This window comes from Nocardia thailandica NBRC 100428, assembly GCF_000308795.1.
In the GTDB taxonomy this organism is placed as follows: Bacteria; Actinomycetota; Actinomycetes; order Mycobacteriales; family Mycobacteriaceae; genus Nocardia; species Nocardia thailandica.
Window position 1 is genome coordinate 1 of sequence record NZ_BAGK01000306.1, and the last position, 14,498, is coordinate 14,498.

Consider the following 14,498-nt stretch of genomic DNA (forward strand, 5'->3'; position numbering starts at 1 on the left):
AGTTCGGCCACCGCCTTGGTGGTCTTCTTGGCCCGGTCCTCGTAGGCGCCGGCGCAGCCGACCCAGAACAGGTATTCGTAGCCGTCGAAGCTGTCGGCGTCCTTACCGTAGACCGGGATCTGGAAATCGAGTTCGTTGATCCAGTTCAGCCGGTCCTTGGCGTTCTGGCCCCACGGGTTGCCCTTGTTCTCGAGGTTCTTGAACAACCCGGCCAGCTCGCCGGGGAACTCCGACTCGATCAGCACCTGGTAGCGGCGCATGTCGATGATGTGATCGACGTGCTCGATATCGACCGGGCACTGCTCCACACACGCGCCACAGGTCGTGCACGACCACAGCACCTCGGGATCGATGACGCCGTGCACGTCCTCGCCACCGACCAGCGGACGCTCGGCCTCGGCGCGGGCGGCCTCGGGGATCTTGGCCAGCGCCGATTCCTTGACGTTGCCCTCGGCGTCGACCAGGCCGATCTCCTCGCCGCCCATGTCCTTGCGGCCACCGGCGAGCAGGTAGGGGGCCTTGGCGTAGCCGTGATCACGCAGCGACATGATCAACAGCTTCGGCGACAACGGCTTACCGGTATTCCACGCCGGGCACTGCGACTGGCAGCGACCACACTCGGTACAGGTCGTGAAATCGAGGATGCCCTTCCAGGAGAAATCCTCGATCCTGCCCGCGCCGAAGGTGTCCACCTCCGGGTCGGCGGTCTCCATGTCGAGGATCCTGCCGTCCGACATCATCGGCGCGACCGCGCCGAGGGCGACGCCGCCGTCGGCTTCGCGCTTGAAGTAGATGTTGGCGAAGGCCGAGATGCGGTGCCAGGCCACACCCCAGGTCAGGTGGCGGCCGATGAGGTAGAGGAAGGCGGCGCCCGCGAGCATCTTCACGAACGCGAACACCGAGATGAGCACCGGTTCGGCCGGCAGCAGGTGCGCGACCCGCAGGGTGATCCAGTCGGTGGAGGCGTGCCCGCCGCCGTAGGTGGCGATGCGGGACGCCTTGACCAGGATGTCGCCGAGGCCGTGGACGAGCACGATGGTCTCGATCAGGTAGGCGGCGAGGAAGTTCGATCCGCCGAACCGGGACAGCCGCTCGGGGCGGCGCGGGTGATTGCGCTGGCGGATGACGATCAGGGTGAGGATGCCGACGATCGTGGCCAGGGCCAGTATCTCCTCGAGGAGGTGATAGAGCGCCGTGTCGGCGATGATCGGCCAGCCGAACCCGGGATCGAAGGTCTGGCCGTAGGACTCGAAATAGAAGACCATGCCGAGCAGGAAACCGACCATCACCAGCCAGTGCGCCCAGCCGACGGTCCGGAATTTGTTCATGCGCGTGTGCGCGGCGACTTCGACGGCGACGGTCCGCAGTCGCGGCAGGACCGGGCGCAGCCGCGAGGAGTCCGGCCGGCCGGACCGCAGGACGCGGATCATGCGTGTCGCCCCGCGCGCCAGCGTCAGCCAGCAGTACAGCGTGACAGCGGCGCCGATGATCCCCAAAGTGATTGTCGCGGTATTCATGCGAGCTTCCCCCGTTCCGAGCCCCGATGGTGACAGCCCGCAAGTTACTCGCGAGTAACTTGCGGTGTGGTCAACGTAGCACCCGAATCGGCGCGCGGGAAGACCCGCGGCGCGATGAGCGGGCGGCGGGTGTCAGGCGGGGCGGGCCTCGACGAAGGCCGCGAGATTGGCCAGCGACGAGGCGATCCCGGCTTCGTGGACGTCGTGGTCGATGCCCGGCGGCACGCCGGTCGCGGTGACGGTCACCCGCGTCGCGTCGCCGACGGCGGTGAACTCCCAGGTCATCGTCATGGTGCCGGAGTACGCCGGGTCGTCGGTGTCGAAGACGGCGCGCTGCACGACCCGGTCGGGGCGGACGAGTTCGGCGAAGCCCACCTCGACGACATCGGTGCCGTCGCCGGACTTGCCGGGGGTGGCCGAGGAATCGAGGTAGGTCAGGATCATCCGGAAACTGCCGCCGGGCCGGGGATCCCAGTGCGCGAGCCTGCCGGTCATGCCCTGCGGCGGCAGCCACGCGAGCAGCGCGTCCGGGTCGAGCAGCGCGTCGTAGACGGTCGCCGGGGCGGCGGCGACGACACGACTGGCGCGATCGATCCGGCTCATGATCCCCGATCCTACGGCGCGCACGGCCGCGCAGCGTCGCGCTGTCGGTGGGTGTCGGTACCGTCTGGTGCGTGGAAACAGGGGAACGTATCCAAGAGCTCGCCGACCGTGTCGTCGTGTTGCGGGAGGCCTACTACCAGGGTTCGCCGCTGGTCGCCGATGCCGACTACGACGCGGTCGAGGACGAGTTGCGGGCGCTGATCGAGGCGCATCCCGGCCTCGCGCCCGATCCCAATCCCCTCGATCAGGTCGGCGCGCCCGGCGTGCTGCACGCTCCCGTGCGGCATTCGCGCCCGATGCTGTCGCTGGAGAAGGCGACCAAGCCCGAACAGGTCGCGGCGTTCTTCGACCGTTTCCCCGGCCAGGCCGTCGTGGTCATGCCGAAGCTCGACGGGCTGTCGCTGGCGCTGGTCTTCGAGGACGGGCGCTTCGCGCGGGCGATCACGCGCGGCGACGGCACCACCGGCGACGACGTGACGATGCTCGTGCGCGCCCTCGTCGACGGCGTGCCCGAGCGCATCGGGCTACCGGGGCGGGTGGAGGTCCGCGGCGAGGCGGTCATGCTGCGGTCGACCTTCGCCGCCTACAACACCGCGCACCCGGACAAGCCGCTGATCAACCCGCGCAACGCCGCGGCGGGCACGCTACGGGCCAAGGACCCGGCCACGGTCGCCGAGCGGCGCCTGCAGTTCTTCGGCTTCGACCTCGACGCCGCCGAGGGCGGCGCCGCCGTCGACCTGGCCGACGGGCTCGGCGCGCTCGGCATCGTCGGCGCGCGGATGACGCACTGCGCCGACGCCGCGGCCGCGCAGGCGGCGATCACCGCGATCGAGCAGGGCCGCAACGACCTCGACTACGACATCGACGGCGCCGTGCTGCGGCTGGCCGACCGCGACGCCTACGCCGCCGCGGGCACCCGCTCGAACTCCCCGCGCGGCGCCCTGGCCTTCAAGTTCGCCGCCGAGGAGAAGACCACGCTGCTGAAAGAGGTGGTGTGGGACGTGGGCAAGACCGGCAAGATCGTGCCGGTGGCCTGGCTCGAGCCGGTGTTCGTCGGCGGCACCACGGTCACCAAGGCCACGCTGGCCAACCAGGAGGTGATCCGCGCGCGCGATATCAAGGTCGGTGACACGGTGCTGGTGCGCCGCGCGGGCGACGTGATCCCGTTCGTCGCCGGGGTGCTCGACGCGTCGGCCCGCACGGGGCAGGAGCGCGAGATCGTGCCGCCGTCGGTGTGCCCGTCGTGCGCGCAGCCGGTCACCGAGCAGGGCAACAGCCGGGAGTTGTTCTGTACCAACGTGGCCTGCCCGGCGCAGACCGTCCGCAGGCTCATCCACTGGGCCTCGCGCGCGGCCGCCGACATCGACGCCATCGGGCCGGTGTGGATCGAACGCCTCGCCGAGGCGGGCATTCTGGAACACCCGTCGGACTTCTACACCCTCACCAAGGAACAGCTGCTCGAATTCGACCGGGTCGGTGAGGTTTCCGCGGCCCGCATGATCGATTCGATCGACGCGAGCAGGGGAGTCGGGCTGCGGCGCGCCCTGATCGGGCTGGCGATCCCGATGGCCTCCGACGGCACCGCCGCCCGGCTGGCCCGGTCCGGGTTCGCCTCCCTGGAGGAGGTCGCCGACGCGGGCGAGGAGCGCTTGGTGTCGGTGGAGGACATCGGCCCGAAGGTGGCCGCCTCGCTGACCGAGCACCTGTCGCGGCTGCGTCCGGAACTCGAGCGGCTGCGCGCCGCGGGGGTCAGCCTCGACGTCCGGGCCGAGGACCTGCCGCCCGTCGTCGCCGCAGGCGCGCCCCTCGCGGACAAGACCGTGGTGATCACCGGCGCGATCAGCGATCCGCGCTCGGGTGAGAAGGTCGCGCGTCCCACCTTCCAGCGGCTGTGCGAGCAGGCGGGCGCGACCGCGGCCTCCTCGGTCTCGGCCAACACCGACCTGCTGATCACCGGCGCCGGGGTGGGCGACAGCAAGCTGGCCAAGGCGGAGAAGCTCGGTGTCGAGGTGGTCGACCAGGCCCAGATCTGGGACCTGCTGATCGAGGCGAAGATCGTCTAGCCGGCGGCGGCGGTCCCGGCGCGGCGGCCGAAGAAGGTGCCGTCGCCGAGGGACGTGCCGCTGATGTAGCCCCACGCGTGCAGGCCGGAGGTGGCGCGCCCGGCGGCGAACAGTCCGGGGATCGGCCTGCCGTCGAGGTCGAGGACGTGGCCGTCGACGGTGGTGCGCAGCCCGCCGAGGGTGAAGACCTCGGCGCCGCCGCGCGCGGTGCCGCCGTCGCCGTACTCGGGCGGCGCCATGCCGCGGCGGACATCGATCGCCGCGAACGGCGGCCGCAGGGGCCGCAGCCAGCGCGCCGCCTTGTGGAAGTACGGGTCCTCGCCCCGCTCGGCGAAGCGGTTGTACTCGCCGACGGTGGTCCGCAACGCGCCCTCGGGCATGCCGATCTCCTGTTCGAGCTCGGCCAGGGTCTCCGCGACGTGATGCGGCCGCACGCCCCAGCGTTCCTCGACGGGGACCTCTTCGTAGCCCTGCTCGTCGAGGATCACCCACACCTCGAGGTCGTGCTTGTAGAGCGCGGCCTGGCCGACCAGGCCCGGGTAGACGTCCTCGTTGACGAACCGACGGCCGAGCTTGTCGACGATCATGCCGCGCACCATCATCCCCGGCACCAGGGAGATGCCGACCTGCGCGGCGGACATGTGCCGGACCGCCGCGCCGGCGGCCTGCGCCATCACGATGCCGCGCCCGTCGTCGCCGCCGTCGCTGTTGACGCCGAGGCCGACGAGCTGGGGCGCGTGCTGGGCGACCAGCTCGGCGTTGTCGGCGAAACCGCCCGTCGTGAGGACGACTCCGCGGCGCGCGCGGTAGGTGACGGTGGCGTCGAAGTGCCGCGCGACCAGGCCGACGACGCGTCCGTCCTCGACGACGAGGCGCAGCGCGGCGGTGTCGGTGTGGACGGCGACGCCGGTGCCGGCGATCGCCTCGCTCAGCACGGCCATGAGCACCTTGCCGCCGAAGCCGTCGGAGGTGACGCGGTGGCCACGGGGCGCGGGGGCGGCGATCGTGTCGAAGGGATGAGCGTTCTCGCCCATCCACATCAGGCCGTCGTCGGTCGGCGGCACCCAGGTGGGGGAGTCCCACAGCGACGGCTTGAACGGGACGCCGTGGCCGGCGAGCCAGTGGTAGTGCTCGACGCCGGAGCGGCTGTAGAGGCCGACCTTCTCGCGGTCGGCATCGGGTCCCAGTGCCGCGAGCAGGAACGCCTCCATGGCCTCGGGGGTGTCGGTGAAGCCGCACGCCCGTTGGATCGGGGTGCCACCGCCCAGGTACATCTCCCCGCCCGACAGCGCCGAGGAGCCGCCCGCGCCGCTCTGGCGCTCGAGCAGGATCACCGCCGCGCCCGCCGCGTCGGCCTCCAGCGCCGCGGCGGCGCCCGCGCAGCCGTAGCCGACGATCAGGACGTCGGTCTCGTGGTCGTAGGCGGTGATCCGGCCGGCATCGATCGGGGTCACGGGCACACGGGCGCTCATCCGGAGTCCTCTCCTCGGCGCCGGGCCGGGCGCCGCTCGGGTGGGTGCGGGCCACGGTAGGTCGGGGGGCGAGCGGGCGTGCGAGGGTCTCCCGGTCATCGGGAGAACGATCCGTCGGTGGGCGAGGCGCGGCGGGCGCGGCCACTTGTTGACTTGACGCCAATTGCTGGGCATCATCTATTTGGCGTCATGCCAAATAGATGATCCGAGGAGTGGTCCATGTCCGAGAGTCTGTGCGCGCACTTCCAGCGCCGGGTTGCGCAACGCCCCGACGAGGTCGCCCTGCGGCGCGCCGACGGCGGCCTCGAGATCACCTGGGGCGAGTACGGGCGCCGGGTCCGCGAGCTCGCGGCCGGGCTCGCGGCGCTGGGCGTGCGGCACGGCGACACGGTCGGCCTGATGCTGACCAACCGGCCCGAGTTCCACCTCGTCGACGCCGCGATCATGCACCTGGGTGCGGTGGCGTTCTCGGTGTACAACACCAGTGCCGCGCCGCAGGTCCGCTATCTGTTCGACAACGCCCGCCCGCGCGTGGTCGTCACCGAGGAGCAGTTCCTCGCCCGGGTGCGCGAGGCCGCCGACGGCTCGTCGGTCGAGCACGTCGTCACGGTCGACGGCGCGGAGGGGACGCTGTCGCTCGCCGAGCTCGCCGGACGCGGCGCCCCGGACTTCGACTTCGACGCGGCCTGGCGGGCGGTGACCCGCGAGGACGTGCTGACCCTCATCTACACCAGCGGCACGACCGGCAATCCCAAGGGCGTGGAACTCACCCACGGCAACCTGCTCTACCAGCTCGAGGTGATCGTCGAGGTCGTCGGCGACCTGAGCGACGGCAGGCTGATCTCCTACCTGCCCGACGCGCACCTGATCAACCGCTGGATCTGCCAGTACGCGCCGATGTACTTCGGCGGCACCGTGACCGACGTCGACGACCCGAAGTCCCTCCTCGAGGTCCTCGGCCGCGTGCACCCGACGTTCTTCGTCGCCGTTCCCATGCTCTGGTACAAGCTCAAGGGCGCGGTCGAGGCGAAGGTCGCCGCCGCGACCGGCGAGGCGGGAGCCGCCCTGCGCCGGGCGCTCGCGGTCGGCAGGCGGCGGGCGGCCGCGATCGTGGCGGGCGCCGAGGTGAGCGCGGCCGACGCGAAGGAGTTCGCCGAGGCCGATGCGCTGGTGCTGTCGCCGCTGCGCGCCTCGCTGGGCTTCGACCAGCTGGTCGCGGCCGTGTCCGGCGCGGCGCCGATCGACGTCGCGGCCCTGGAATTCATGCTGGCACTGGGTGTTCCGGTGCTCGAGGCGTGGGGCATGTCGGAGACCTCGGCGGTCACCACGGTGAACCCGGCGGGCAGCCCGCGTTACGGCACGGTCGGCACGGCGATCCCCGGCACCGAGATCCGCCTCGCCGGCGACGGTGAGGTGCTCGTGCGCGGAGGGGGCGTGATGCGCGGTTACCGGGACGATCCGGAACGCACCGCCGAGACCCTCGACGCCGACGGCTGGATCCACACCGGCGACATCGGCACGCTCGTCGACGGCTACCTCAGCATCGTCGACCGCAAGAAGGAACTCATCATCAACGACGGCGGCAAGAACATGTCGCCGTCCAACATCGAGGGCGCGCTGAAAGCGGCCAGCGCGCTGGTCGGTTCGGTGGTCGCCCTCGGCGACAAGCGCCCGCACATCGCGGCGCTGATCACTCTCGACCCCGACGCGGCCGCGGTGTTCGCGGCCCGCGCCGGGCTCGGGGACGCCACCCCCGAGTCGCTGCCCGGCCTCGTCGCCCACCCCGCGCTGCTGGCCGCGATCGGCGCGGCGGTCGAGGCCGCCAACGCCCGGCTGTCCCGGGTCGAGCACATCCGGACCTGGGAGGTGTTGCCGGTGTACTGGCTGCCCGGCGGTGACGAGCTCACCCCCACGATGAAGCTCAAGCGCGCCCCCATCAACGCCAAGTACGCCGAGCGTATCGACGCGCTCTACGCGAGATGAGCTCGTCGGCCGCGCCGGCGCGTGTGACACCATCGGGGTCATGACCGCCGACACGTCCCGGGAGCCGCGCTGGCGGCGGCGTGGCCCCGACGAGCGCCACGCCGACATCCTCGACGCGGCCGTCCGGGCGTTCGGCGAACAGCCGTACGCCGCGGTGCAGATGGCCGCCATCGCCAAGGACGCCGGCGTCACCCGGGCGCTGGTACATCACTATGTCGGCACCAAACGCGACCTGTATCTCGAGGTCGTGCGCGCCCTGCGCTTCGTGCCGCCGCTCGAGGAGGTGCACCTGCCCTCGGGCTCGCTGCGCGAGCGCGTCGAGGCGCTGGTCGCCTGGCTGGTCACCGCGATGGGCGCGCACGCGCGCACCTGGGTCGCGGTCGGCGCCGACGGCGTCGCCGACGCCGAGGTGCGCGCGATCCTCGACGAGGCCGACGACCAGGCCGCCGCCCGGGTGCTCGACTCGATCGGTTTCGCCGGCGCCGACCGGGAGACGGCGACGGCCGTCGTGCGGGCCTACGGCGGCCTGATCAAGGCGGCCATGCGCGAGTGGGTCGAGCGCGACCAGCTCACCGAGGCGCAGGTGCGCACGGTCCTCACCGAAACCCTTGTCGCACTGGCGGAATCGGTGCTGCCGCGACTGTAGGACGCGGCGCGCGAGCCGTGCGCGGCCTCGTGGACCGGAGGGGTCAGGGCAGGTCGGAGAGGCGGACGTCGTGAGCGACCGCGGTCGCGTGGAGACCGTCGGGGCCGGGCGCGACCGCCGTCACCCGCGCGCCGAGCGGCAGTTGGCGCAGCGGGACGACGAAGGTCAGGGAGCGCTGGAGCGCGGTCAGCGGGATGGCCGGTCCGCCGAGCGTGGACTGCGCGGAGACCGGGGTGACCTCCAGTCCGGTGTCGGTGACCGCCACCGTCACGAAAACCGTGGCGGGCACCGAGATTCCGGCCACCGGGAACCGTCCCGTCACGCGCAGGCCGTTCGGGCTGTCGGAGATCGACTCGACGCCCGAGGGCGCGTAGTCGCGCACGACGTCGTAGGGCACCACCGCCGTGGCCGTCGCGGTGGTGGCGACGAGATTCGACGCGCGCCGGCGGAAGACGTCCTCGAGGGGTGCCGAGACATCGGTGAGGGCCACGTCGAGATCGTGGACGGTGAGGTCGCTCCCGCTCCAGTCGCCGACCCGGATGTCGACGTCGGGGTAGCTGCCCGCCACGGCCTGGGTCAGGAAGGGGAAGCCGCCGATGCCGACGTCCGGTTCCGCCGCGAGATCGTACTCGGCGGCGATCCGGCGCCCGATCTCGTTCTCCGCCGTGACCAGCGCGACCCGGTCGCCGACGATCACGGCGATCACCGCGACCGCGAGGAGTATCAGCACTGCGCGCATGGATTCCGCCTCTCGCCCATCCCACCATCATGCTGTGGATCGGCCCGCCGCGACGGTTCCGCGCCGGGGGTGGCCGTCGCCGTCGCGGCGACCGGGCCCGGTGAGCTGGGGTTTCGTCCCGTCTAGACTGATCGGATGCTCGGTGCCGTTCTGTCCTTCACCCTCGCCGCGACCGTGCTGGTCGTGCTGCCGGGACCGGACACCCTCGTCGTGGTGCGCGCGCTCGTGCGCGGCGGCCGTGCCGCGGGGATCCGCACGGCCCTCGGTGTGCTGTGCGGGCTCGCGGTATGGGTGCTGGCGGCGGTCCTCGGCCTGTCCGCGCTGTTGCGCGCCAGCGAGATCGGTTACGAGGCGCTGAAGATCCTCGGCGCCTGCTACCTGGTCTGGATCGGCGCGCAGTCCCTGCGCGCGCTGCGGCGCCCCGCCGAGCGCGCCGTGCCCGACGCCACCACCGCGGCCGCGCCGCTGGACCGGATGGGCAACTTCGGCGCGGGCCTGCTCACCGACATCCTCAACCCGAAGATCGGCGTGCTGTTCGTCAGCTTCCTGCCCGGCTTCGTTCCCGCCGGATACTCCCCGGCCTGGACGACCCTCGGTTTCGGCCTGCTCTACATCGCCCTGACCGCGCTCTACTGCGGCACGCTGGTCGCCGCCTCGGGCTCGTTGTCGGCCTGGATGCGGACCGCGCGGATCCGCCGCCGCCTCGACGCGCTCACCGGCGTCGTCCTCGTCGGCTTCGGCATCCGCCTGGCCACCGAGTCCTGACTCAGGGACACGCCGGTCGATCCCGCACGCCGAGCAGGGTCTCGGCCATCGCGCGCACCTCGTCGAGGTAGGCGGCCCGCGTGCGCGGGTCGCGGTCGCGGCGGGCCAGGACCCCGTGGGTGACGGCGTAGGTGAGGGTCTCGGCGATCACCCTCGGCGCGGCGACGGGGGCCATCCGGCCGAGGCGGGTCTGCCGGTCGAGGTAGCGGGTGAACCGCCGGACCGGCCGCTCGGCGATCTCGGCGGCGATGGCGGCGACCCGGGGATCCACGGCGGCGCGGTCCTCGATCAGCCGCAGCAGCGAACCGGCGTCGAGGACCGCGTCCGCGACCGCGGCGAAGGTGGCGCGCAGCATCGCGCGCGGATCGTCGTCGACGAGCTCCGGCTGCTGCGCGGCCAGGAAACTGTCGCGGGTGCGGGCGGCAAGCGCGAGGAAGATCTCCTCCTTGGACGCGAAGTACACGTACAGGGTCGCCCGCGACACCCCGGCCTCCGCGGTGATGTCGGCGACGGTGGTCGTGTCGTAGCCGCGGGCGTCGAACACGCGCGCGGCGGCGTCGAGCAGGGCGCGATGACGGTCGGTGTCGGAGCGTTCCCGCGCATCGCGCACCGACCAGCTGGAGGAGGCCACCGGCCGATCGTCATTGACATTGACGTCAATGTCAATGACGATCGCGGTATGGATGTCGTCGTGGCGAACCGGGGCGAGATCGCCGTCCGGATCGTGCGCAGCGCGCGGGAACGCGGCTATCGCACACATGTCCTGCACACCGGCGAGGAGCGCGACTCGCTCGCGGTCGGCCTGGCCGACACCGCGGTCGCGCTGCCCGCCGAGGGCGCCCCGGCCTTCCTCGACGTCGGCGCCGTGGTGGCGGCAGCCCGCACGGCCGGGCCGGGAGCCCTCGTCCATCCCGGGTACGGATTCCTCAGCGAGAGCGCCGAACTGGCGGCCGCGTGCGCGGCAGCGGACCTGGTGTTCGTCGGGCCCGCGCCGGAGGTCCTGCGCACCTTCGGCGACAAGGTGGCCGCCCGCGCCGCCGCGGAGAAGGCGGGCGTGGCGGTGCTCCCCGCGACGGCGGCCGCCGACCCCGCGGCGATGGCGGACCTCCTGGCGCGGCACCCGGCCGGGATCATGATCAAGGCCGCGGCGGGCGGTGGCGGGCGCGGCATGCGGACGGTCCGTGCGCCGGGCGGGATCGCCGACGCCTACGACCGGTGCCGGGCCGAGGCGCTGGCCGCCTTCGGCGACGGCACCGTCTACGCCGAGGCGCTGATCACCGGCGCCCGGCACGTCGAGGTGCAGATCGTCGCCGACGGCACCCGGGCGACCGCGCTCGGCGACCGCGACTGCAGCGTGCAGCGCCGCCACCAGAAGCTCGTCGAGATCGCGCCCGCGCCCGCGCTGGACCCCGCCCTGCGGGAACGGCTGCACCGCGACGCCGAGCGCCTCGCCGAAGCCGCGGGGTGCCGGGGCGTGATCACCGTCGAGTTCCTGGTGGCCGACGGCCGCGGATGGTTCCTCGAGGTCAATCCCCGGTTGCAGGTCGAGCACACCGTCACCGAGGAGATCACCGGCGCGGACCTGGTCGGCGTCCAGTTCGACCTGGCCCGTGGTGCCGCGCTGGCGGACCTGGACCTCGGGCACGCGCCGCGCGGTGTCGCCGTGCAGGCCCGCGTCAACGCCGAACGCGTCGCCGCCGACGGGGCGCCGCTGCCGACCAGCGGGACCGTCACGGGTTTCTCGGCGCCGACCGGCACCGGCGTCCGCGTGGACACCGCCGCCCGCGCGGGGCTGCGCCACGGCACCCGCTTCGACTCGCTGCTGGCCAAGGTCGTCGCGCGCGGCCCGTCGTTCGCCACGGCGGTGCGGCGCTGCGCGGACGCGCTGGCGGAGCTGACGGTCACCGGCGTCGACACCAACACCGCGGTCCTGCGGGCCGTCCTCGACCTGCTCGACGGCCCGGTCACCACGGCCTGGTTCCAGGACAACACCGGCGAGGTGCTCGACCGGGCGGCGCGGTACGGCACCACCGACACCGGACCCGACCCGGAGGCGCCCGCGCTCGCACCGGACGAGTGGGCGGTGCGCTCCCCGATGGGCGGCACCGTGGTGAGCGTGGCCGCGCCCGGCGCGGTGCTGGGCGCGGGCGCCGAGGTCGCCGTGCTCGAGGCGATGAAGATGCAGCACGTGGTGCGGGCCGAACGGCCGCTGCGGGTGCTGCGGCACGCGGTGACGCCGGGCGACACCGTCGACCCGCACGCCGTGCTGCTCGTCGCGGCCGACGCCGACCACGACGGCGAGACCGTGGCGGCCGCCGCCGTCGACCTGGACGCCGTGCGCCCCGACCTCGCCGAAGTGCGGCAGCGGCACGCGGTCACCCTCGACGCCGCCCGGCCCGAGGCGGTCGCCAAACGCCACCGCCTCGGCAGGCGCACCGCCCGGGAGAACATCGACGACCTCGTCGACGCGGGCAGCTTCGTCGAGTACGGCGGCCTCGCGGTCGCGGCGCAGAGCCGCCGCCGCGGCGCCGAGGACCTCATCGCCAACACCCCGGCCGACGGTCTCGTCGCGGGCATCGCGACGATCAACGCCGACCGGTTCGGTCCGCGCGAGGCCCGCGCGGTCGTGCTGTCCTACGACTATTCGGTGCTGGCGGGCACGCAGGGCGTGCGCAACCACGCCAAGACCGACCGCATGCTCCAACTCGCCCACGAGCGCCGGCTGCCGGTGGTGTTCTTCACCGAGGGCGGCGGCGGACGCCCCGGCGACACCGATCAGGCCGGCTTCTCCGGACTCGACGTCACCACCTTCCGTGCCATGGGGGCGCTCTCGGGCCGGGTCCCGCTGATCGGCGTCGTGTCCGGGCGGTGCTTCGCCGGAAACGCCGCCCTGCTCGGCATGTGCGACGTCGTCATCGCGACACCCGACGCGAACATCGGGATGGGCGGGCCCGCCATGATCGAGGGCGGCGGCCTCGGCGTGTACCGGCCCGAGGACATCGGCCCCGTCGAGGTCCAGCGCCGCAACGGCGTCGTGCACATCGTCGCCCGTGACGAGGCCGAGGCCGTCGCGATCGCCCGCGACTACCTCGCCTACTTCCAGGGTCCGCTGCGCGACTGGGCGGCCCCGGACCCGCGCGTGTCGCGGCACGTGGTGCCCGAGGACCGATTGCGCGCCTTCGACATCCGCGCCGCCGTGGCGTCGGTCGCCGACGTCGGCTCGGTACTCGAACTGCGCCGCGACTGGGGCGTCGGCATCGTCACCGCGCTCGTGCGGGTGGAGGGACGGGCGTTCGGGCTCGTCGCCAACGACTGCCATCACCTCGGCGGCGCCATCGACGCGCCCGCGGCGGACAAGCTGCGCGCGTTCCTTCGGCTGTGCGACGCCCACGGCCTGCCGATCGTCTCGCTCTGCGACACACCGGGTTTCATGGTCGGCCCGGAGATCGAGAAGGAGGGCGTGGTGACCCGGTTCGCTGGGCTCTTCGCCGAGGCCGCCGCGCTGCGCGTGCCGTTCGGCACGATCATCCTGCGCAAGGGCTACGGGCTCGGCGCGCAGGCGATGGCCGCCGGGTCGTTCCGCGCCCCCGGCTTCGTCGTCGCCTGGCCCACCGGCGAGATCGGCGGCATGGGCCTCGAGGGTGCCGTGCGGCTCGGCTTCGCCAAGGAACTGGCCGCGATCGAGGATCCCGGGCGCCGCGCGGAGACCTTCGACAACCTCGTCGCCCTCGCCTACGCCAACGGCCGGGCGCTGCACGCGGCCACCCTGCTCGAGATCGACGACGTCATCGACCCCGCCGATTCCCGCCGCTGGATCGCCACCCTCTAGCTCGCGGCGGGCACCTCGCGCGGGTAGGCGCTGTGCATGGTCAGCCAGCGGATGTCGAGATCGCGTTCGAGGTAGTCCATGCGGGTGTCCCAGAACGTCCGCAGGGCGGGCAGCGCCAGGTGCCGTTCGAGGTCGGCCCCGGATCGCCACACCTCGTAGAAGACGAAGGTGCCGGGGCGGTTCGCGTCCTCGTGGAAGTGGTACTCGAGGGCGCCGTCCTCCGCGCGGGTCGGGGCGACGAACGACAGCAGCAGGTCGCGCAGGTCCGCGGCGCGCTCGGGTTCGGCATGGGCGAAGCCGACCAGCGCCGGGAGACGACGAACCCGCCGTCGCCGACATCGACCTGGGGGGAGGTGTTCGCCGCCCTCGCCGACGATCATCGGCGCACCGTGGTGCTCGGGCTGCTCGCTGCGCCCGACGGGACCGAGCGGACCTGCGCGTCCTTCGGCCTGCCGGTGTCGAAAGCGACGCTCACGCACCATTTCCGTGTACTGCGCCGAGCGGGCCTGATCCATCAGGTGAACCGGGGGAACAGCAATATGGCGCGGCTGCGGACCGCGGACCTGACCGCGCGATTCCCGGCGCTGATCGCCCTGCTCCGCGCCGAGATCGGCGCGACGGGCGACGGGTCGCGGACATCCCCCACACAGAACAGTCCCCGGTAGTCTCCATCGAATTCCTGAAGTGCAGTCGTCGCTGACAACTCCGGTATTCGACTGGCTTGCCGGGGGCTTGGCCGAATCCTCGAGAATCGTTTCTCCGGTCGATCGACGTCTCGGTCGGCGGGAAAAGCGTTTCTCCGGTGTTCCGGTGTATATCCAGTGTGCTCCGTATTCGTCCGGTGTCAATACCCGGGCGGCGGAATATTTGTGCCATTGTGC

Annotated in this window: 12 protein-coding genes; 6 read left to right on the forward strand and 6 right to left on the reverse strand. The window is 72.5% G+C overall.

Translation table 11 applies throughout. The annotated features are described in order from the left end of the window. Together ON36_RS30365 and ON36_RS30370 are read right to left on the reverse strand one after the other, a co-directional pair. The coding region (locus ON36_RS30365; RefSeq protein ID WP_043661022.1) for a 4Fe-4S dicluster domain-containing protein at window positions 1-1,517 on the reverse strand (1,517 nt) is incomplete at its 3' end. A gap of 132 nt (window positions 1,518-1,649) precedes the next feature. Continuing rightward, window positions 1,650-2,120: an SRPBCC family protein gene (locus tag ON36_RS30370; protein ID WP_043660975.1), complete on the reverse strand. Its 471-nt coding sequence runs from the start codon at window positions 2,118-2,120 to the stop codon at window positions 1,650-1,652. A 71-nt stretch (window positions 2,121-2,191) separates the two neighbouring features. Between ON36_RS30370 and ligA the strand changes: the two genes are divergently transcribed. Beyond that, the gene (ligA, locus tag ON36_RS30375) at window positions 2,192-4,183 is read left to right on the forward strand and encodes an NAD-dependent DNA ligase LigA (protein WP_043660977.1); all 1,992 of its coding nucleotides are present in this window, start codon (window positions 2,192-2,194) and stop codon (window positions 4,181-4,183) included. Here ligA and ON36_RS30380 read toward each other — a convergent pair. After that, a complete protein-coding gene (locus tag ON36_RS30380) occupies window positions 4,180-5,655 on the reverse strand; it encodes an FAD-dependent oxidoreductase (protein ID WP_083885548.1) in 1,476 nt (491 codons plus the stop codon). The genes ligA and ON36_RS30380 overlap by 4 nt on opposite strands. A gap of 219 nt (window positions 5,656-5,874) precedes the next feature. Between ON36_RS30380 and ON36_RS30385 the strand changes: the two genes are divergently transcribed. Together ON36_RS30385 and ON36_RS30390 are read left to right on the forward strand one after the other, a co-directional pair. Then, entirely contained in the window at window positions 5,875-7,638 is a 1,764-nt protein-coding gene (locus tag ON36_RS30385) for an AMP-dependent synthetase/ligase (protein ID WP_043660978.1), read from the forward strand. A gap of 40 nt (window positions 7,639-7,678) precedes the next feature. Further along, window positions 7,679-8,284 (forward strand): TetR/AcrR family transcriptional regulator, encoded by a 606-nt coding sequence (locus ON36_RS30390; protein ID WP_043660979.1) that lies wholly within the window; start codon window positions 7,679-7,681, stop codon window positions 8,282-8,284. A 43-nt stretch (window positions 8,285-8,327) separates the two neighbouring features. Here the strand turns inward: ON36_RS30390 and ON36_RS30395 are convergent, their stop codons facing one another. Beyond that, window positions 8,328-9,023: an LmeA family phospholipid-binding protein gene (locus ON36_RS30395; protein WP_043660981.1), complete on the reverse strand. Its 696-nt coding sequence runs from the start codon at window positions 9,021-9,023 to the stop codon at window positions 8,328-8,330. Between the two features lie 135 nt (window positions 9,024-9,158). On the opposite strand from ON36_RS30395, the gene ON36_RS30400 reads away from it, so the two are divergent. Continuing rightward, window positions 9,159-9,788 carry a LysE family translocator gene (locus tag ON36_RS30400; protein WP_043660983.1) on the forward strand — a complete coding sequence of 210 codons (630 nt, stop codon included), beginning with the start codon at window positions 9,159-9,161 and terminating at the stop codon, window positions 9,786-9,788. 1 nt (window position 9,789) lies between these two features. Here ON36_RS30400 and ON36_RS30405 read toward each other — a convergent pair whose 3' ends face one another. Next, entirely contained in the window at window positions 9,790-10,419 is a 630-nt protein-coding gene (locus ON36_RS30405) for a TetR/AcrR family transcriptional regulator (protein WP_043660985.1), read from the reverse strand. Window positions 10,420-10,467: 48 nt separating this feature from the next. On the opposite strand from ON36_RS30405, the gene ON36_RS30410 reads away from it, so the two are divergent. Further along, a complete protein-coding gene (locus ON36_RS30410; RefSeq protein WP_043660986.1) occupies window positions 10,468-13,617 on the forward strand; it encodes an acetyl-CoA carboxylase family protein in 3,150 nt (1,049 codons plus the stop codon). Here the strand turns inward: ON36_RS30410 and ON36_RS30415 are convergent. Further along, the gene (locus ON36_RS30415; RefSeq protein ID WP_083885549.1) at window positions 13,614-13,997 is read right to left on the reverse strand and encodes a putative quinol monooxygenase; all 384 of its coding nucleotides are present in this window, start codon (window positions 13,995-13,997) and stop codon (window positions 13,614-13,616) included. The genes ON36_RS30410 and ON36_RS30415 overlap by 4 nt on opposite strands. On the opposite strand from ON36_RS30415, the gene ON36_RS30420 reads away from it, so the two are divergent. Further along, on the forward strand, window positions 13,971-14,282 hold the full coding sequence (locus ON36_RS30420) for an ArsR/SmtB family transcription factor (RefSeq protein ID WP_052314546.1): 312 nt from the start codon (window positions 13,971-13,973) through the stop codon (window positions 14,280-14,282). The two genes, ON36_RS30415 and ON36_RS30420, sit on opposite strands and share 27 nt — an antisense overlap. Window positions 14,283-14,498 lie beyond the last annotated feature (216 nt).